Source organism: Orlajensenia leifsoniae (genome assembly GCF_004570845.1).
Taxonomy (GTDB): domain Bacteria; phylum Actinomycetota; class Actinomycetes; order Actinomycetales; family Microbacteriaceae; genus Orlajensenia; species Orlajensenia leifsoniae.
The window spans coordinates 476,447-495,133 of the sequence record NZ_SPQZ01000002.1; the positions used below are offsets into that span (position 1 = coordinate 476,447).

General features: G+C 69.0%; 16 protein-coding genes. 7 read left to right on the top strand and 9 right to left on the bottom strand.

Annotated features, from left to right (window positions below; translation table 11 throughout):
- Positions 1-244 precede the first annotated feature (244 nt).
- Complete coding sequence (locus E4M00_RS06320; RefSeq protein WP_240036886.1) at positions 245-2,743, top strand: transglycosylase domain-containing protein; 2,499 nt, start codon at positions 245-247, stop codon at positions 2,741-2,743.
- A 115-nt stretch (positions 2,744-2,858) separates the two neighbouring features.
- Here the strand turns inward: E4M00_RS06320 and E4M00_RS06325 are convergent, their stop codons facing one another.
- Positions 2,859-3,461 carry a dihydrofolate reductase family protein gene (locus tag E4M00_RS06325; RefSeq protein ID WP_135119588.1) on the bottom strand — a complete coding sequence of 201 codons (603 nt, stop codon included), beginning with the start codon at positions 3,459-3,461 and terminating at the stop codon, positions 2,859-2,861.
- 87 nt (positions 3,462-3,548) lie between these two features.
- On the opposite strand from E4M00_RS06325, the gene E4M00_RS06330 reads away from it, so the two are divergent.
- Entirely contained in the window at positions 3,549-3,821 is a 273-nt protein-coding gene (locus E4M00_RS06330) for a DUF1905 domain-containing protein (RefSeq protein ID WP_135119589.1), read from the top strand.
- 12 nt (positions 3,822-3,833) lie between these two features.
- Here E4M00_RS06330 and arr read toward each other — a convergent pair whose 3' ends face one another.
- On the bottom strand, positions 3,834-4,244 hold the full coding sequence (arr, locus tag E4M00_RS06335; RefSeq protein WP_135119590.1) for an NAD(+)--rifampin ADP-ribosyltransferase: 411 nt from the start codon (positions 4,242-4,244) through the stop codon (positions 3,834-3,836).
- Positions 4,245-4,405: 161 nt separating this feature from the next.
- Between arr and E4M00_RS06340 the strand changes: the two genes are divergently transcribed.
- Complete coding sequence (locus E4M00_RS06340; RefSeq protein ID WP_135119591.1) at positions 4,406-4,792, top strand: DUF2255 family protein; 387 nt, start codon at positions 4,406-4,408, stop codon at positions 4,790-4,792.
- Positions 4,793-4,796: 4 nt separating this feature from the next.
- Here the strand turns inward: E4M00_RS06340 and E4M00_RS06345 are convergent, their stop codons facing one another.
- From E4M00_RS06345 to E4M00_RS06355, 3 genes are all read right to left on the bottom strand, one after another.
- Entirely contained in the window at positions 4,797-6,113 is a 1,317-nt protein-coding gene (locus E4M00_RS06345; protein ID WP_135119592.1) for an FAD-binding oxidoreductase, read from the bottom strand.
- A gap of 103 nt (positions 6,114-6,216) precedes the next feature.
- A complete protein-coding gene (locus E4M00_RS06350) occupies positions 6,217-7,032 on the bottom strand; it encodes an MBL fold metallo-hydrolase (RefSeq protein ID WP_135119593.1) in 816 nt (271 codons plus the stop codon).
- Positions 7,032-7,619, bottom strand: a complete 588-nt coding sequence (locus E4M00_RS06355) for a dihydrofolate reductase family protein (RefSeq protein WP_135119594.1) — start codon at positions 7,617-7,619, stop codon at positions 7,032-7,034. Before E4M00_RS06355 ends, E4M00_RS06350 begins: the two co-directional genes overlap by 1 nt.
- A gap of 70 nt (positions 7,620-7,689) precedes the next feature.
- Between E4M00_RS06355 and E4M00_RS06360 the strand changes: the two genes are divergently transcribed.
- From E4M00_RS06360 to E4M00_RS06370, 3 genes are all read left to right on the top strand, one after another.
- Positions 7,690-8,175: a winged helix-turn-helix transcriptional regulator gene (locus E4M00_RS06360; protein WP_135119595.1), complete on the top strand. Its 486-nt coding sequence runs from the start codon at positions 7,690-7,692 to the stop codon at positions 8,173-8,175.
- Positions 8,176-8,346: 171 nt separating this feature from the next.
- Positions 8,347-8,826, top strand: a complete 480-nt coding sequence (locus E4M00_RS06365) for an Lrp/AsnC family transcriptional regulator (RefSeq protein ID WP_056162858.1) — start codon at positions 8,347-8,349, stop codon at positions 8,824-8,826.
- The gene (locus tag E4M00_RS06370; protein ID WP_135119596.1) at positions 8,823-9,929 is read left to right on the top strand and encodes a VIT1/CCC1 transporter family protein; all 1,107 of its coding nucleotides are present in this window, start codon (positions 8,823-8,825) and stop codon (positions 9,927-9,929) included. Before E4M00_RS06365 ends, E4M00_RS06370 begins: the two co-directional genes overlap by 4 nt.
- Before the next feature lie 142 nt (positions 9,930-10,071).
- On the opposite strand, the gene E4M00_RS06375 is transcribed toward E4M00_RS06370, so the two are convergent.
- The 4 genes from E4M00_RS06375 to imuA' are packed head-to-tail and all read right to left on the bottom strand — an operon-like array spanning position 10,072 to position 16,725.
- Positions 10,072-10,920, bottom strand: coding sequence for a DUF3097 domain-containing protein (locus tag E4M00_RS06375; protein ID WP_235483140.1), 849 nt, complete (start codon positions 10,918-10,920; stop codon positions 10,072-10,074).
- A 9-nt stretch (positions 10,921-10,929) separates the two neighbouring features.
- A complete protein-coding gene (locus E4M00_RS06380) occupies positions 10,930-14,373 on the bottom strand; it encodes an error-prone DNA polymerase (RefSeq protein ID WP_135119597.1) in 3,444 nt (1,147 codons plus the stop codon).
- Positions 14,374-14,386: 13 nt separating this feature from the next.
- The gene (locus E4M00_RS06385; RefSeq protein WP_135119598.1) at positions 14,387-15,994 is read right to left on the bottom strand and encodes a DNA polymerase Y family protein; all 1,608 of its coding nucleotides are present in this window, start codon (positions 15,992-15,994) and stop codon (positions 14,387-14,389) included.
- Positions 15,994-16,725: a DnaE2-dependent mutagenesis accessory factor ImuA' gene (imuA', locus tag E4M00_RS06390; protein WP_135119599.1), complete on the bottom strand. Its 732-nt coding sequence runs from the start codon at positions 16,723-16,725 to the stop codon at positions 15,994-15,996. Before imuA' ends, E4M00_RS06385 begins: the two co-directional genes overlap by 1 nt.
- A 263-nt stretch (positions 16,726-16,988) precedes the next feature.
- Between imuA' and E4M00_RS06395 the strand changes: the two genes are divergently transcribed.
- Positions 16,989-18,668, top strand: a complete 1,680-nt coding sequence (locus E4M00_RS06395; RefSeq protein WP_135119600.1) for a peroxidase family protein — start codon at positions 16,989-16,991, stop codon at positions 18,666-18,668.
- The last annotated feature ends 19 nt before the right edge of the window (positions 18,669-18,687 follow it).

An 18,687-nucleotide genomic window follows, 5' to 3' on the forward strand; every position in this document is an offset into this window, starting at 1 on the left:
CTCCCAAGGCTGCCGACCGATGCGCGACCAGGTTTCAAAGTCGCATCGGCGGACCGTCGACCCCCAGATTTCGACGGAAATCGCGTAGGTTTTGGCTAAGCCTGCGCGCGCTCGCACAGCACAGGCATCACCGCAGTGCATTTTGGGGGAGTTCGTGGCAGGTTCGATGTCCGCTAATGGAGGTGGCGCCAGCCATAGGCCGAGCCCGCTCGGAGCTCTTGGGGGCTTTCTGGGCTTCGTCGCTGTGAGTGCCGGGGCCGCGGTCCTCGTGACGGCCGCCGTGACCCCCGCCCTGGCGGTGAGCGGCATGGCCGCCACCAGCGGCATCAACATGTTCGAGAACCTGCCGAGCTATCTCGAGATCGACGAGCTCGCGCAGAAGACCGATGTGTTCGCTACAAGGAGCGACGGAACCACGCAGCTTCTCGCGTCGTTCTTCGACCAGGACCGCGAAGAGGTCACCTGGGAGAACATCTCGCAGTACGCGAAGGATGCCGCCGTCGCCGGTGAGGACCCGCGCTTCTTCGAGCATGGCGGGATCGACGTGCAGGGCACGGCCCGCGCGATGCTGACCACGTATGTGCTGAAGGGCGACACGCAGGGTGGATCGAGCATCACCCAGCAGTACGTGAAGAACGTGCTGGTGCAGAAGGCCGAGCTCGAGGCGAAGACGGAGGAGGAGAAGGAGGCCGCCTACGCGGAGGCGACCGACCCGACTCCCGACCGCAAGCTCAAGGAGATGCGGCTCGCGATCGGCCTGGAGAAGAAGTACTCCAAGGACGACATCCTCAAGGGCTACCTCAACATCGCCGGCTTCGGCGGCCGGGTCTACGGCATCCAGGCCGCGTCACAGTATTACTTCGGCGGTGTGCCCGCGAAGGACCTGAAGCTGGAGCAGGCGGCGGCGCTGCTGGCGATCGTGAACAACCCGGAGAAATTCCGCCTCGACAAGCCCGACAGTGAGACGAACGGTGCGGCCACGAAGGTCAAGGGCAAGGTCGTGCCGTACGCCGCGACCAAGGAGCGTCGCGACTACATCCTCGACAGCATGCTCAAGTACAAGAAGATCACGAAGGAGGAGTACGACGCGGCGATCAAGACGCCGATCGCTCCCGCGATCAAGACGCCGAGTACTGGATGCTCGACCGCGAAAGACGCCGCCTTCTTCTGCGACTACGTGTACTGGACGGTGATGAACAACGAGGCCTTCGGGAAGACACAGGAGGATCGCAAGAAGCTGCTCAGCCGAGGCGGCCTGGACATCTACACGACCCTCGATCTCGATCTGCAGCATGCTGCAGCGGATGCCCTCTATCGGTTCGTGCCCCAGTCCGACCCGAACATCGACGTCGGGGGCACTGCTGTGTCGGTGCAGCCGGGTACCGGACGGGTGCTGGCGATGTCGCAGAACAAGTCGTTCTCGAACGACTCCGAGGAGTTGGCCAAGGGCAACAACTTCACAGCGGTGAACTACAACACCGACCTCGAGTACGGCGGATCCAGCGGCTTCCAGCCCGGCTCGACGTACAAGATCTTCACCCTGGCGGAGTGGATCAAGGAGGGGCACTCCCTCAACGAAGTCGTGGACGCCCGCCGTCGCTCCGATTGGGGCTCGTTCAATGACAGCTGCAATGGACCGCAGTCCTACCCCGGGTTCTCTCCCGTGAACGACGAGGGCGGCAACGGCGGGGTGTGGACGGCACTCAAGAACACGTACGATTCGGAGAACACCGGATTCATCGCCATGGCGAAGAAGCTCGACCTGTGCGCCATCGGGGCAACAGCCAAGACGTTCGGCATTCACCGTGCCGACGGCACCGAGCTGCTTCACAGTGCGGCGACCGTTCTCGGCACGAATGAGATCGCGCCCCTGACCATGGCCGAGGCCTTCGCCGGTGTCGCCGCCAATGGCACGGTCTGCAAGCCGATCGTCATCGACAAGATCGTGAAGCATGACGGCACCGCGCTCACGCCGCCGTCCGCCGAGTGCGCCCAGACCGTGGACCCGAAGGTGACCGCGGCCATGGCCTATGCAATGCAGCGCGTGATGTCTCAGGGAACGGGAGGTCAGTCGAACAGGGCGACCTACCCGCAGGTTCCGATGATCGGCAAGACCGGAACGACAGACAACGCCGAGGCCACCTGGATGAGCGGTGCGAGCACGAAGGTCGCCACGACAGTGGGTGTGTTCAACGTCACCGGCCATGTGAACTTGCGTAACACGTTCTTCAACAGCACGCAGGCAGCCGTCATCCGTCACCAGATGTGGCCCGCGATCATGTCGGTGGCAAATGCCAAGTACGGCGGAGACGGGTTCCCGGACGCCGATCCGTCGTCACTGAGGACGTTCTCGGCGGCCGTGCCCGATGTGCGAGGCAAGTCGCTTGAGGAGGCTCAGGATCTGATTGAAGACGCCGGATTCGGGTTCGCCAAGGGTGGCGCGCAGGACTCCGAACTGCCCGCAGGCCAGGTGACCAGCACCAACCCCTCGGGCAACGCCCCACGCGGATCCGTGATCACGGCGTACACCTCGAACGGCGCGATGGTGCTGATGCCCGATGTCGTCGGCCTCTCGGAGGCTGACGCGAAGAACCAGCTCAAGGGAACGTTCTCGGTGAAGACCGTCAACGTCGCCGTGAGCGACCCGGGCAAGGTGGGTCTCGTGCAGTCCAGCGATCCCGGCGCCGGAGCCGCCGTCAAGCCCGGATCGCAGGTCACGATCGGCATCGGCAAGGCCGGTTAGTCCGAGATCGGTTGACCATCCGTTGTCGAGACCTCCAGCGGTGCTGGAGGTGCTCTGCCTGTTCAACTGGCATGGTGCACGGCTGCACACCCGCGCCAGCGTATGACCGGGGGAGTCAGTCCAGCCGGCGATAGCGGATGTGCGTGGCGAGGGGTGAATGCAACACCTCAACGGGTTCGAATCCGAACTTGACTCCGTCGAAGATCCGCTCGCCGGACCCGAGCAGCACCGGGGCGATGTCGAGGGTGAGTTCATCGATCACGCCGGCCGCGAGAGCCTGCCGCACGGTGGAGGCACCGCCCGCGATGTCGATGCCGTCGTCACCGGCCGCCTCTCGCGCGAGGGCGTAGGCGGCGTCGAAGCCGTCGGTGACGAAATGGAAGGTCGTGCCGCCCTCCATCTCGATCGGCTCGTGGGCGTGATGAGTGAGGACGAACACCGGTGCATGGTAGGGCGGCTCATCTCCCCACCATCCGCGCCAGTCTCCCTCCCACTCGCCGCGGATCGGGCCGTACATGTTGCGGCCCACCACGTACGCGCCGCGAGGGCGCATCAACCACCCGGCCGCGGTCTCGTCAGCCTCGGTCGCGCGCTCGTCGCCGATGTGCCACCGGTGGAGCTCGATTCCGCGCGTTCCGAGGCCCTGCTCGACACTCTGGTCGGGACCGGCGACGAACCCGTCGAGCGAGATCGACATGTGGCAGGTGGTGAGCGGCATCCGTGACCCTTTCAACTGCGTGTGCGACTGGACGATGCGACGCCGGTCAGCTGACGAGCGTCATCACTCATCGTTACAGTGGGCGTCATGACACAGCAAGGGCTGCGCTTCGAGGCACCGATCGGAGTCGATATCAAGGGTGAGCTGTGGTCCTGTGTGGAGATACCGGGTTCTGTCGACTTCTTCGGAACCGGCAAGTCCGTCCGTGTCGACGTGGATATCGACGGGCTTCGACTCGAGAACGTCGGGGCCATGGTGACGGGCTCAGGCGGCCACATGATCTCGCTCAGCGCGAAGGTTCGCAAGCAGCTCGGCAAGGAGATGGGCGGCATAGTTCGAGTGTCGGTGTCGCCCCGCTGAGAGGGGCGCAGCTCAGTTGATGATCTCGCCCCGCTGGTCAGCGCGCAGAACAGCCAGACGGTCCCTCCACGCCTGCAGCTCCTCCGGCGTCAATCGGGTCCATTCGGTCACCTCGCCGATCACCCGGAGGGGCGCAGTGCTGCGGTAGGACCTGGTGGGATTGCCCGGGAACTTCTTGTCGGTCACGTTCGGGTCGTCCTCGAAGTCTCCGGTCGGCTCGACCGCGTAGACACGGGGGTCGGCGTCTCCGGGAGCGAGCTCGGCAGCGAGGCCTGCTCCGTTCGGAAGCGCGGTGAAGTAGATGTGGTTCATCACGACGTCAGGGCGATAGTTCGACCTGAAGCCCGCCGTGAGAAGATCACCCTCTCGCAGATCGGCCTTCGTGCCGTGGAAGAACGGACCTTCGTCCTGCGCTGTGCTCACGGCGCCAGCCTAGAACGGATGCCGCGCTGGCACCCCGCGCTGTGCTCACGGCGCCAGCCTAGAACGGATGCCGCGCTGGCACCCCGCGCTGTGCTCACGGCGCCAGCCTGGAACGGATGCCGCGCTGGCGGAGGCGCTGTCGGCGGGCCAGAATGGCCCTCATGACCGGGAACGCAGCGGGCGGAGCGTGGACGACGGACGCCCTGCACTATCTCGTCGGCATCCGCGAGTTGGCGATCGCCGCTCCGCGTGCCCACGGCGGCTCCGAGCGGTGGACGCCGATCTGGGTCGTGGTCGTCGATGACGAGGTGTTCGTTCGCACGTGGCTTCGGCGGGACACGGGCTGGTACGGCCGGGCGGTCGCCGCAGCGCGGGCCTCGATCCGCATCGCAGGGGAGGGCGTCGGAGTGGTCGTCGAGGCGACGGGCGTCGCGAACGCCGGCGCCATCGATGAGGCGTACCGCGCCAAGTACGGCGAGGACGGGGCCCGGTCGATGGTCACGGCCGAAGCAGCCGCATCCACGCTCCGCCTGACCCGCGCGCCGTGACCCTTCAGTGCGCGGGACGGATGTTCTGGTTCAGATGGAACACGTTGCCCGGGTCCCACGTGGCCTTGATCGCACCCAGGCGGGCGAGCTTGGCAGGCGGATAGGCCGCACGGATGCCGGCACCGCCCTCGTCGGTGAGGGCGTTCACGTACGCTCCACTGGCGAACGGCGCCAGCCGCGATGCTGAGACGCGGGCGCGCTCGATGCGTTCTCCGTCCTCGGCGGGATCGGTCCAGCGGGTGCCGGCGACGTACTCGAAGAGCGTGTCGCGCTGACTGAAGGCGTTTTCATCATCGGGAACGTCGGCGATCGCCCCGCCGTAGGCCTGCAGACTCGCGGCCACGTCGGGATCGTGCTCGAGGAGCGCGTCGAGTGCGGAATCGGGCAGCTCGCGGAAGTAGTGCCCCTTCCAGTAGCGCCGTTGGGCGTGACCCCTGATCGTGTCGTCGCGTCGCTGCAGGTCGACGTAGGAGAGTTCGTCGCTGCGACGGGCGAGGGGGAGGCCGAGGGCATCCAGCTCGCGCGCGTACCCGGCGCCGGCATCCGTGTCCCCGACCCAGACGAATCCGACGGTCGCGATCGCGCCCATCACCGTCGCCGAGAAGGTCGCCGCCCGGGGCGCCCCGGCGTTCAGGTCACGCCACCGGCGGAGCACCTCGGCGGCGTTCTCGCGCGGGAAGTCGAGCTCGACGCTGAGCGCCCGCGTGCCCACGGCGTGCAACTCGAACTCGAACGACGTGACGATGCCGAAGTTGCCCCCTCCGCCGCGCAGTGCCCAGAAGAGATCGGGGTTCACGTCGCGTGACGCGGTGACGGTCGCGCCGTCGGCCGTGACCACGTCGAAGGAACGGACGTTGTCGCAGGAGAGTCCGTACTGGCGTGCCAGCCACCCCATGCCTCCGCCCAGCGTCAGCCCGCCGACTCCCGTGTGCGAGACGTTCCCCGCCGTGGTGGCGAGGCCGTACTGCTGGCTTGCGCGGTCGAGCGCACCCAGAAGCGCACCGCCCTGCACCCACGCGCGGCGCGTCACGGGATCGATTCGTACTCCGTCGAGCGGCGTGAGATCGATCATCAGTCCGCCCTCGGGCACCCCCAGCCCGAGCACGCTGTGGCCCCCGCACCGGATGCCGATCTCGAGGTCGTGCTCGCGGGCGGCGCGCACCGCCGCCTGCACGTCGGCGACGCTGGCGCACCTCACGATCACCTGCGGTCGATGATCGACCATCGCGTTCCAGACCGCCCGAACGTCGTCGTAGTCGGGGTCGCCGGGCAGCACGACCCGCCCGTCGAGATGCGCATCCGCAAGGATCGAGGAGGCCATCAGAGCGGCATCCTGCAGCCCGAGTGCACGCAGGCACGGCGGTCGATGAGGTCAGCCGATGCATTCGTCACGGCTCGTTCCCTTCTCTACTGTTCGGTTCCTTCTACTGTTCACTTCTCCGAGCCAGAGCCCGGAGCTGCCAGTCGTGCACGTCGCTCACCCATTCCCAGCCGGGCTTCGCCGCCGGGCCGATGCGAGGGTCGCTGGGTGTCCGCCCGTCGCGGAGAGCGAGCAGGTACGCCCGATCCTGCTCGATGCGTTCGCGCAGCCGACCGGCTCCGCCGACGGACCCATGTCCCGGAACGACGACATCGACCCCGGCCGCCACCCGGTCGAACGACTGCAGGGCGTCCAGGTAGTCCTCGATCGGGCTCTCAGCGGCCAGGTCGAGCATGGGAACCAGCACGTCGGAGAGCATGTCGCCGGCGACCAGCACTCCGCGTTCCTCGATGAGCAGCGCAGCATGGCCCTCCGAGTGCGCTCGGTGTTCGATGATCCGAACGCCGGGGCCGTCCCACGGGATGAGCGGCGCATTCGCGGGCAGGCCCGTGATCAGGCCGAGCAGCTCCATCGGGATGTCGTCGGCGAACTCGGGCGGCAGGCCTTCGGCCACGTCGCCCTCCCAGCCCGGAGTGGCCAGGAGTTCGCGAACGGATGCCGCGCAGGCGGTCGTGCCGTACCGGGGTGCGTTGCCGAGCGCGGGGTGCCAGAGCACGTGATCCCAGTGCGGATGTGTCGCGAAGCCCGCAATGACGGGCCGGCCGCGATCCCGGAGATCGTCCGCCAGGACCACCAGCTCGGCGCGCGTGATTCCCGGGTCCACGAGCAGCACCCCGGCGTCACCCTCCACGGCGACGGCGTTGCTCTGGACGCACTCGCTCTCGTGAACCAGTACGCCCTCGGCCACCAGTCTCAGCATCAGCGGGCCTCGCCGTCATAGCGGATGGCGTACCGATGCAGCGTGACGCCCGACTCGAAAGAGAGCTGCTCGAGCAGGTCGAGCGAGACCGGCATGTCGTAGTCGTCGAACAGCGGCCTGCCGAAACCCAGGATCGTGGGATGCGTGGCGAGCAGCAGCTCGTCGAGGAGTCTCGCCTTCAGGAGCTGTGTGGCCAGATCGGCACCACCGACCCCGATCGTGCCGTCGGTCTCGGCACGGATCGCGGCGAGCTGCGCGATCGCATCGTCGTTGATGACGCGGGTGTCGTACTCCGCTGTGTGCCGGGTGCGGGAGACGAGGACCTTGGGCTTGGTTGTCCAGATCTCGCCGTACTCACGGAGGAAGTCGGGCAGGGAGTCGTCGGCGTGAGCATGCGGCCAGAACTCCTCCATCGTCTCGTAGTAGATCCGTCCGTGCACGATGAGCGCGAGGTTCTCGGTTCGGGCATTCAGCTCCCGGTGGAGGTCCTCCCCGATGCGCAGCCACTCGCCCGCACCGTTGTCGCCGGGGACCTGCTCGATGCGCAGATCGAGGGAGACGTTCATGCCGTAGATGAAGCGGCCCATCGGAACCTCCAATAGTGATTGCGATTTGCAACCACTATAGTGATGGGCACATGACTGTCAAGGAGGAATCGTGGAACCACGATCCGGGTGTCCGATCAACGCCGCCGTCGAGGTACTCGGCGATCGCTGGTCGCTGATCGTGCTGCGTGATGTCATCTTCGGCGACCGCCGCTACTTCCGGGCGTTGCTCACAGGCTCGATCGAGGGCATCGCCTCGAACATCCTCGCCGACCGCCTCAAGCGGCTCCTCGACGCCGGAATCCTCACGCGCGGCACCGCCGCCAGAGGTCAGCGCGCTCGCTTCAGCCTGACCGAGGCCGGCATCCAGACCGTGCCGATCATCTACGCCCTGGGCAACTGGGGCCTCGACTGGCGCACCGGTGACGACCAGCTCCGAGCCCGCCAGCACCTCATGCGCGAAGGTGGGCCTGCGTTCGTCGAGGAGCTCATGGATGAACTGCGGGTGCTCCACCTCGACGCTGCGCCGCGCGAGACCGTCGGTCCTGGGCCGCTCGAGCGTCTGAGCGCCGCCTATGCCGAGGCATCCGGCTCCTGACCTCGCGATGCACCGATCACCCGATGATCCGAGCATGCAGATTGGGCGCTTCCAGGTTTCTGGTTACAGCTCTGTTTCGGTCTGCTCCGAGCGGCTGGGATCGGCGTCGCAGATGATTCCACCCCGCTTAGGGTTGTTGCAGCATCTTCACGACGCGAAAGGCTGTTCGACATGGATTCGAAGAAAACCGACCTCGATCGCATCGACCGCGGCCTGTTGCGAGCCCTGTCGGTGAATGCCCGGGCGTCCGGATCCATGCTCGCCGCCGAGGTCGGAGTCGCCGAGTCGACGGTGTCACTGCGGCTCCGTCGCCTGCAGGCGCTCGGGCACATCCGCGGCTATCACGCCAACATCGACCTCGCCACCCTCGGGGCATCGCTGCAGGCCCTCATCGCGGTTCGGCTCGCCAAGCACGCGCGCGACGAGATCGACTCCTTCCGGGCCGCGGCGCCGCACCTGCCCGGGGTCATCAGCCTGTACCACATGGCCGGCGCCGACGATTATCTGCTGCACGTCGCCGCTCACGACGCGAACGAACTGCGCGACTTCGTGCTCACGCACCTCACCGGCCACCCGGCGGTCGCCCACACAGAGACCAACCTCATCTTCGAGCACGCTGACGGCGACGGCTGGCAGGAGCTGCTCAAGTGACGGGGCCGGAGCGCTCGGGCGCCTCCGCGCCCGAGCGTGGAAAGAAGGAGCTCAGACGCTGGCGGCAGTACCTCGCCAACGAACGCGCCGAGGCCGCCGTCTACCGGGAGCTCGCGCAGCGACGCGCCGGGGAGGAGCGCGCCATCCTGCTCGCCCTCGCCGACGCCGAGGGCCGCCACGAGGCGCACTGGGCGGATCTGCTGGGAACGGATGCGGGCAAGCCCGTCGCGGCCGACGCGCGCACGCGCTTCCTGGCCGTACTCGCACGTCGCTTCGGCTCCGTGTTCGTGCTCGCACTCGCGCAGCGCGCCGAGGCGCGCTCCCCGTACGACTCCGACCCTCACGCCACTGCGGCGATGGCCGCCGACGAGCGCATCCACGGCGAGGTCGTGCGTGGGCTCGCCGCCCGCGGTCGCAAGCGACTCTCGGGCACCTTCCGCGCGGCGGTGTTCGGCGCCAACGACGGACTCGTGAGCAACCTGGCCCTCGTTCTCGGCATCGCCGCCACCGGCGTCTCGACGGGCTTCGTGCTGTTCAGCGGTATCGCGGGTCTCCTCGCCGGTGCCCTCTCGATGGGCGCGGGCGAATACGTCTCGGTCCGGTCGCAGCGCGAGCTTCTCGAGGCCTCCACTCCAGACCCCGACGCCCAGGGTGTGCTTCCCGACCTCGATGTCGACGCCAACGAGCTCGCTCTGGTCTACCGCGCCCGCGGCATGACCGAGGAGCGTGCCATCGTGCACGCCACGCAGGTGCTGGCCGCCATGCACGCCTCGGAGGCGGCTCCGGCGACGGGCCCGCTCGGAACTGCCGACGACTACGAGTCCGTCGGCACCGGGCTCGCCGCCGCAGCGTCGAGCTTCTGCTTCTTCGCCTCGGGCGCCCTCATCCCGATCCTGCCCTTCATGTTCGGCATGGAGGGCCTGGCGGCCATCATCGTGTCGTCGGTGCTCGTGGGCATCGCGTTGCTCATCACCGGTGCCGTCGTCGGCCTGTTGTCCGGAGCGCCGCCCCTGAAGCGCGCGCTCCGCCAGCTCGCGATCGGCTTCGGCGCAGCCGCCGTCACCTATGTGCTCGGCCTGGCGTTCGGCGGCGCTGTCGCCTGACCCGAACCCGCCCGCAGAGCGAGAGGTGCTAAGCGACTGCCGCGTAGCGCCTCGAGTTGCGCCGGCCCTCAGCGAGGAGATACCCGTTCGCTGAGGCCCGGACGAAGTCCGCGGTCGAAGCGGGGGTGGCGACGGCGCACGGCTACAGCCGCGTCGGCGCCGTCACGAAGTCGATGAGCTGTTCCACCCGCCCGAGCAGCGCCGGCTCGAGGTCGGCATAGGTGCGCACCTGCCCGAGGATCCGCTGCCAGGCCCGCGCGATGTCCGCCTGCTCGTCGTGCGGCCATCCGAGTGCCTGGCAGATGCCGTGCTTCCATTCGATGGACCGCGGAATCTGCGGCCAGGCCTCGAGCCCGACCCTGGCCGGCTTCACGGCGGCCCAGATGTCGATGTACGGATGCCCCACCACGAGCACGTTCCGCCCGTGGGGCCCGCGCTGCACGGCCTCGGCGATGCGGCTCTCCTTTGAGCCGGCGACCAGGTGGTCGACGAGCACGCCGATGCGACGGTCGGGGGTGGGCGAGAAGTCGCGCACGATGGCGTCGAGGTCGTCGACTCCCTCGAGGTACTCCACCACGACGCCCTCGACGCGGAGGTCGGCGCCCCAGACCTTCTCCACGAGTTCGGCGTCGTGGCGACCCTCGACGAAGATCCGGCTCGGGAGCGCCACGCGGGCGGGGGTGTTCGCGACGGCGAAGGATCCGGATGCCGTGCGCATGCGTCCTGCCGGTTGCTTGGCCTTCGGGGCGACGAGCACGACGGGGTCGCCGTCGAGCAGGAAGCCGGGGCCGAGCGGGAACAGCCTGTGCTTGCCGAAGCGGTCCTCGAGGGTGACGATGCCCTTCTCGAGGCCGACGACAGCGCCGCAGAAGCCCGTGGCCACCTCTTCGATCACGAGGTCGCGCACGGCCTCCTGCTCGGGGATGACCTTGCGTCCTGCTGCCCGCCAGTCGCCGGCGAGCACGTCCTGGCTGTATCGATCTGGAGTCACCATCCGACGCTAACGGAAGTCGCGCGAGCGGCCGTGCACCGCGACGGCGAGTGGCTCGAACTTGTCGGCGACCAGATTGATCACGCCTTCGTCGCTGCGCTCCAGGATGCCGCGGATGACCATGGCGGGCGCCTCGCGGGCGATGCGCCGGTACCGGGTCCAGACACCGACTCCGGCGATGACGTTGAGGGTGCCCGTCTCGTCCTCGATGTTCATGAAGGTGATGCCGCCGGCCGTCGCCGGGCGCTGGCGGTGCGTGACGACGCCTCCCACCTCGATGCGTCGACCCGACTCGGCCGTGCGGAGGGTGTCGATGGCGCGGGCGCCCCGTGCGGAGAGCACATCGCGCACATGCCTGATGGGGTGGTCGTCGGGGGAGATGCCCGTGGACCACAGGTCGTAGACCACCTGCTCCACCTCGCTCAGCATCGGCAGCAGCGGCGGCTGCACCACCACGACGGAGCCCTCGAGGAAACTCGCGCGATCCTGCGCGGCATCTCCGGCGCTCCACAGCGCCTCGCGACGCTCGAGTCCGAGCCCGCTGAAGGCGCCGGCGGCCGCGAGGGCCTCGAGCTGCTCGGTGTTCAGGCCGATGCGCCGTGACAGGTCGGCCATGCTCCGATACGGGCCGTAGGTCTCACGCTCGGCCACGATGCGCTCGGCCAGGGCGAGGCCGATGCCGCCGACCTCCGCGAGTCCGAGGCGCACGGCGAAGGCGCCGTCGCGGCGGTGGGCCTCCGATTCGTCGGCGCCGCCCCTGTCGAACTTCCCGACGGGCGGCTGGGCCGCGTCGAGGCAGGAGTCGCGGCCTGTGGGGCCCGGCGGGGTGGGAGGGGCGGCATCCGTCGCCGAGGAAGAAGAGGAGGAAGGGGAAACCAACGGCTCCAGGACCGCATTCGCCCCCGAGAGGAGGATGTCTGGACGGCGCACCTCGACGCCGTGCCGCCGGGCATCGGCCGTGAGGGTCTGTGGCGAGTAGAAGCCCATGGGCTGGGCGCGCAGCAGGGATGCGAGGAAGGCGGCCGGGTAGTGCAGCTTGAACCACGAGCTGGCATAGACGAGCAGGCCGAAGCTGATGGAGTGGCTCTCGGCGAAACCGAAGTTGGCGAAGGCCTCGATCTTCTTGTAGATGACGTCGGCCGTCTCCTCGTCGATGCCGTTCTCCGCCATGCCCGTGTAGAGGGTGGCCTTCAGCGTCGAGATCTTCTCGATGCCCCGCTTCGAGCCCATGGCACGCCGCAGCCTGTCGGCGTCTTCAGCCGTGCATCCGCCCACCGCCATCGCCATCTGCATGAGCTGCTCCTGGAAGAGCGGAACGCCGAGAGTGCGTTCGAGCACGGGCTTCAGTTTCGGATGCAGGTACGTGACCTTCTCCTCGCCGGTCCGGCGCCGGATGTACGGATGCACGGCACCGCCCTGCACCGGCCCGGGACGGATGAGCGCGATCTCCACGACGAGGTCGTAGAAGCAGCGCGGCAGCAACCGGGGGAGCGTGCCCATCTGGGCGCGGCTCTCCACCTGGAACACCCCGATGGAGTCTGCTCGGCAGAGCATGTCGTAGACGGCAGGCTCCTCCTTGGGGATGGTCGCCAGCGTCCACTCCTCGCCGATCACGTCGCGGGCGATGTCGAAGGTGTACTGCAGGGCGGCGAGCATGCCGAGGCCGAGCAGGTCGAACTTCACCAGTCCCATCCAGGCGCAGTCGTCCTTGTCCCACTGCAACACGGTGCGGTTCTCCTTGCGGGCGTGCTCGATGGGGCACACCTCGCCGACGGGCCGATCGGTGAGCACCATGCCGCCCGAGTGGATGCCGAGGTGCCGGGGGAAGGTGAGCACCTGGCCGGCCAGCTCGATGACGGACTCGGGGATGTCGTGGTCGCCGCTCGTGATCTCGGCGCCCCAGCGCTCCACCTGCTTCGACCAGGCGTCCTGCTGCCCGCCGCTGAACCCCAGCGCCTTCGCCATGTCGCGAACGGCGGCCTTGGGGCGGTAGCTGATCACGTTGGCGACCTGGGCCGCGTTCAGCCGCCCGTACTTGCGGTACACGTACTGGATGACCTCCTCACGACGGTCCGAATCGAAGTCGACGTCGATGTCGGGCTCCTCCTCGCGCAGGCTCGAGAGGAATCTCTCGAACGGCAGCCCGTAGAAGATCGAGTCGACGGCCGTGATGTCGAGGGTGAAGCACACGGCCGAGTTCGCGGCCGATCCGCGCCCCTGGCACAGGATGCCGAGCCGCCTGGCCTCCTGCACGATGTCGTGCACGATGAGGAAGTAGCCGGGGAAGTCCTTCAGCTCGATCACGTCGAGCTCCTTCTCGAGGCGGTCGCGCACGCTCGCCGGGATGCCCGGGTACTTCTCGGCGGCCCCGCGCCAGACCAGCTCGCGCAGCCAGCTCATGGGGGTGTGGCCCTGGGGCACCTCCTGCTTCGGCAACCGCGGCCGTGCGCTCCGCAGGGTGAAGGAGAGTTCGTCGGCGTACTGCACCGTGCGTTCGACGGCACCCGGGAAGCGGGCGAAGCGCACGGCCATCTCGGCTCCGCTCCGCAGGTGCGCGCCATCCGCCGCCGGCAGCCAGCCGTCCATCTCGTCGAGGCTGCGCCTGGCGCGCACGGCGGCGAGGGCACTCGCCAGCCGATGTTCCGAGGGGGTCGCGTAGTGCACGGCATTCGTCGCGACGACGGGCAGTCCTGCGGATGCCGCGAGCCGGGCGAGCTCGTCGTTGATGGAGCTGTCTTCGGGGTGGCCGTGGTCGAACACCTCCACCGCCACGTTGTCGTGGCCGAACAGGTCGACCAGTCTGGCGAGCTCCGCGGCGGCCGCCTCGGGACCGCTCGCGGCGAGGGCCTGGCGTACGAGTCCCTTGCGGCATCCGGTGAGCACCAGCCAGTGGCCGTCGGCCTGCTCGGCCAACTGCTCGAGGTCGTAGCTCGGCCGACCCTTCTCAGCGCCGGCGAGCTGCGCGGTGGTGATGGCTGCGGCCAGGCGGTGGTAGCCCTCCTCGCGCCGGGCGAGCACCAGCAGGTGGCTGCCCTCGGGGTCGGCGATTCCGTTCTGCGGCATGGTGAGGTCGAGCGAGAGCTCGGCTCCGAAGATGGTCTTGACCTCGGGGTGGCTCTCGGCGGTCTCGGCGAGGCGCACGACACCGTAGAGCCCGTCGTGGTCGGTGATGCCGATGCCCACGAGCCCCAGGCGCTTGGCCTCCTCGAGCAGCTGCTCGGGTGGGCTCGCGCCGTCGAGGAAGCTGAAGGTGGAGTGCACGTGCAGCTCGGCGTATGGCACGACCGTCTCGGTGCTGGCCGGTTCGAGCGGGCGCGGCCGGTACGGCTGGCGCTTGTGCGACCAGGCCGGGCTGTCGCCGCCGTCACCTGCGACGGGCGCACCGGGCCGCCTGCTGGCGGAGAGGGTGCGCTCGAGTTCCGACCACGGGATCGGGGGATTGTTGAAGCCCATCAGTCGGTGCCCATCAGTCGTACCGCGCCTCGGCCTGCCAGCTGCCCCCGTCGAGCATCACGAGCCAGGCGTCGCCGGCGTCGTCGACGAGCTGCATCCGGTGCACCCGACGGCTGGCCGCTGCATCCCACCAGCGCTCGACGACGGGCCAGGGCCCTGCCCACGCCTCGACGTGATGCAGATCGCCGGGGCGTGCCGTCGCCGAGAACGAGTGCGGGGCGCCGGTGAGCATGCCGCGCTCGTCGACGGCCACGGGTTCGCCCGCCTCGGTCAGCACGCTCACCGGATGCGGCTCGCGGAACACCGTCGACGGTGCGAGTTCGGGCAGGCTGCCCGGCCAGGGCCGCTCGGCCGAGCGCACGCGTTCCTCTGGGGCGCGGTCGCCCCACGGCACCAGGATCTGGCGCTCGGCGAGCAACCTGCCGCCCCCGACGACGGCCGTGACGACGCCCTCGTGGCCGAGCATGCTCTGCACCCTGGTGAGGCCGTGGTGCACGCGCTCGTCGGGGCCCGAGCCCCAGAGCCCCTCCTCGTGATTGCCCGTCCCGTCGACCCGCTCCGGGCGCACGCGCACGCTCGCGATGGCCGAGTTCAGCCCGCTGTCGACGGAGCCGCCGCCCTGCAACTGCCAGCGCACCCTGTCGACGACGTCGGAGGCGCTGAACCAGCGCGGATGCAGCCAGCTGCGCTCGGACAGCTCGCCGGACTCGGCGCGCACCTCGATGCGCACGCCGGTGCAGACCAGCTTCGCCTGCGTGAGGGTGTCGATGAAGGTGTCGACGGCCGCACGCACGCCGAAGGTGACCTGGTCGATGCGGTCGAGCGGTGGCTCGAACTCGATGACGGCGTCGAAGTCGCGCGGCGGGGTGCGGGCGACGACCACCCGTCCGTCGTAGCCCCCGGCGATGGAGTGGGCGTGGGCGCCGATGGCTCCGAAGCGGCGCTGCACGTCGACGGCGGGCAGCGCGGCGAAGTCGCCGAGCCTGTGCACGCCGAGGCGGCGCAGCAGCACGGCGAGCCTGTCGTCGACGAGGATGCCGACGGGGAAGTCGGCGAGGAAGGCCGCCGTGCCGCCGGCGTCGACGAGTCGCAGCCGGTCGGGGCCGCTGTGGCGCGCAGCCTGTTCGGCCGCGAACGGGCCGTCGGCGACGCCCACCCGGGCATCGGCCAGTCCGGCCTCGGCGAGGGTGGTGAGCAGCGCCGCCCCCGTACGCTCCTCGCCGCCGTAGTAGCGCGCCGGGCCGCGGGCCCTGATGGCGGCGGTGCCGGGCCGGATGAGCTGCACACCGGGTGTCGCCTGCTCGAGGCGGGCGAGTACGGGCTCGAACGACCTGGCGTCGTGCAGCGGATCGTAGGGCAGCACGGTGAGCCCTGTGCAGCGGGCCTGGGCCTCGCGCACCTTGAGGCCGCGCATCACCCCGTCGCTGCGCGCGGCAGCCGAGCTGGCGTAGACCAGCCCGTGCTCGATGAGGGCGACGGGCGCATCGGGCGCGATGCCCCCGGCACGCATGGCCGCGGTCACGGGCCAGTCGGGCAGCCACACCACGATGGTGCGACCGAGGGCCGCTGCGGTTCCGGATGCCGCCCCACCAGGGCGCGCCGACACTGCTGCCGCGCCCATCAGGCCGTCACCGCCTGCAGCAGCGGAGCTGCATCCTGCAGCTCGACCGTGCTGAACTGCTGGCGGCCATCGGGCAGCCAGAGACGCACGCTGCGCGGTCTGTCGTAGCCGAGGCGCCCGATGGCCGTGACGGTGGCCTCGCGGGCTCCGAGGTGCCCGTGGCCGTCGCCGAGGCCGGTCCACGAGCTGCTGCTGATGCTCAGGCGCGCCTCGGCCTGCGGCCACGGTCCGAGGACGACGAGGGCGGCACCGCGTTGCCGAAGCCTCGCCCCGAGGCGGGCCACGTCGGTGTCGCTCGCCCGCGTCGGCGGGCGCAGCACGACGACGGTGAGCACGTCGACGAGTGCCGCCGTCGCTGTGAGCCAGTGCTCCCCGGGATCGGGAACGAGCACCAGTCGTTCGAGGTCGACCCCGAACCGGGCCGCGGCCTCGGCCCCGAAGTCGGGAACCCCCACGACGCCGCACCAGGCGCCACTGGCTGACGGGCCGGCGAGCAGGGCCATCGCCAGGGTCAGCGAACCGTCGACGGAGTACGCGGATCCCTGACGCAACGCACCGCTCGGCAGCACGGCGGCCATGGCCGCGGAGGTGGGCAGAGCCGGGCTCTCGAGCTTGGTCGCCTGCATGCCCCGGATGCGCGCCTGGAGCTCCTGCACGCGCGACAGGGCGTCCTCAGCCCGATCGATGTCAGGGGCGGAGGCGACACTGGGGGAGTACGGAGCAGCGGCCACGAGCACCTCTCTAGTTTCGAACACATCTTCGAACTAGTCAATCTCGGCCCACCGACATCCGCTCCCCGAGACCGCCAGCAGGGGATGGCCCCGATGCCTCGGGCGGCGACCGCGGCGTAGGGTCGCCGCATCACGACACCGCACCATCGTGTCGTCAGGCCTCAGGCCTCACCCCACCCGAACAACACCCTGCCGCGAACCCTCGCGCACCGCGCCGTCATCGACGAGGCACCCCGGGCTCGCCCTTTCGCGAAGGACCCGTCATGACCAATCTGCTGAGATCGACCGCCAACCCTGCCGGCGGCCACGGAGGAGGCGTGCGCGGCGACAACATGCCCCGCCGCTCCTCGCTCTTCGAAGGCCGCTTCGGCCGCATGTTCCGTGAGCTTCCGCCCGCTGCCTGGCCCGCGACGGCGCTCCGCCGCCTCGGTGAGGCCATGACGGCCGAGCCCGAGCGCGATCCACTCGACCCGACCAAGCCGTTCGCGGCGAAGGAGACCGACGACATCGTGCAGGATCCCGAGGAGAACCCCGGCCTGCCGTCGGGTTACACCTACTTCGGCCAGTTCGTCGACCACGACATCACCTTCGATCCCGCATCCGTGATGCAGAAGATCAACGATCCCGACGCCCTCGTCGACTTCCGCACCCCGCGTCTCGACCTCGACTCGATGTACGGGCGCGGGCCGGACGACCAGCCCTACCTGTTCGACGGCAAGAAGTTCCGCCTGGGACGCGTGCTGACCGAACTCGGCGTGCCGAGCCCCCGCCGCGACCTGCCGCGCTACATCGACGTCCAGGATCCGGATGCCGCCCATCGGGCTCTCATCGGCGACAAGCGCAACGACGAGAACGTCATCGTCGCGCAGCTGCACGCGTCGATGCTGCAGTTCCACAACAAGCTCGTCGACGAGTACCCCGGAGCGAGCTTCGCCGACGTGCAGCAGCAGGTGCGCTGGCACTATCAATGGCTCGTGATCAACGACTACCTGGTACGGATCTGCGGCTCAGAGCTCATCGACGCCATCCTGCCCGGTCGAGGGCAGGCGCTGCCGACCCAGGACCAGAAGCCGAAGCTGGGCTTCTACCACTACAAGAACGCGCCGTTCATGCCCATCGAGTTCTCGGTGGCCGCCTACAGGTTCGGCCACTCGATGATCCGCCCGATCTACAGGCTGAACATCCACCTCGACGGGGGAGACGACGTGAGGGCGGCGACGGATGACGAACGCCGCCGCGGCCTCGACGGACGCTTCTTCATCTTCGCCGGCGTGCAGCGCCGAGGGCTCAACGGGTTCGACACCTTCCCGTCGCCCTGGGCCATCGACTGGAGTCTGTACTTCGACCGCACCGGGCAGCTTCCCGTCGGCGGGAAGAAGCGAGTGCAGCCCTCGTACAAGTTCGACACCTCGCTGGTGAACCCGCTGGGATTCCTGCCTGAGTTCTCCAAGGCCGGCGTCGACGAACCGCCGCTCACGATCGATCACCTGCAGGCCGCTCCCGCGCGTCCGTCGCGCGACCCGGCCAACCTCGCCGTGCGCAACCTGCTGCGCGGCATGGCACTGGAGCTGCCGAGCGGTCAGGCCGTCGCCGACGCCATGGGTATCGCGCGCATCCCCGACGAGCGTCTGTGGGTCGGCAAGGCCGCCGAAGGCGAGGAACGGAAGCCGATCACCGAGGTGCACGAGAGCTTCGCGAACAACGCGCCGCTCTGGTACTACATCCTCGCCGAGTCGCAGGAGATCTGGACGGCCGCCGGCGATGCCTCGGCGACCATGCACCTCGGCCCCGTCGGCGGACGCATCGTCGCCGAGACCCTGATCGGCATGATCGCGGCCGACGGCGGCTCCTACCTCACGCAGAGTCCCAACTGGCAGCCGGAGGTGCATGGGCGCAGGCTCGCCACCGTCGGCGACCTGCTCGCCTTCGCCGACGAGGCCTAGTCGCGCTCCACCACCAGGG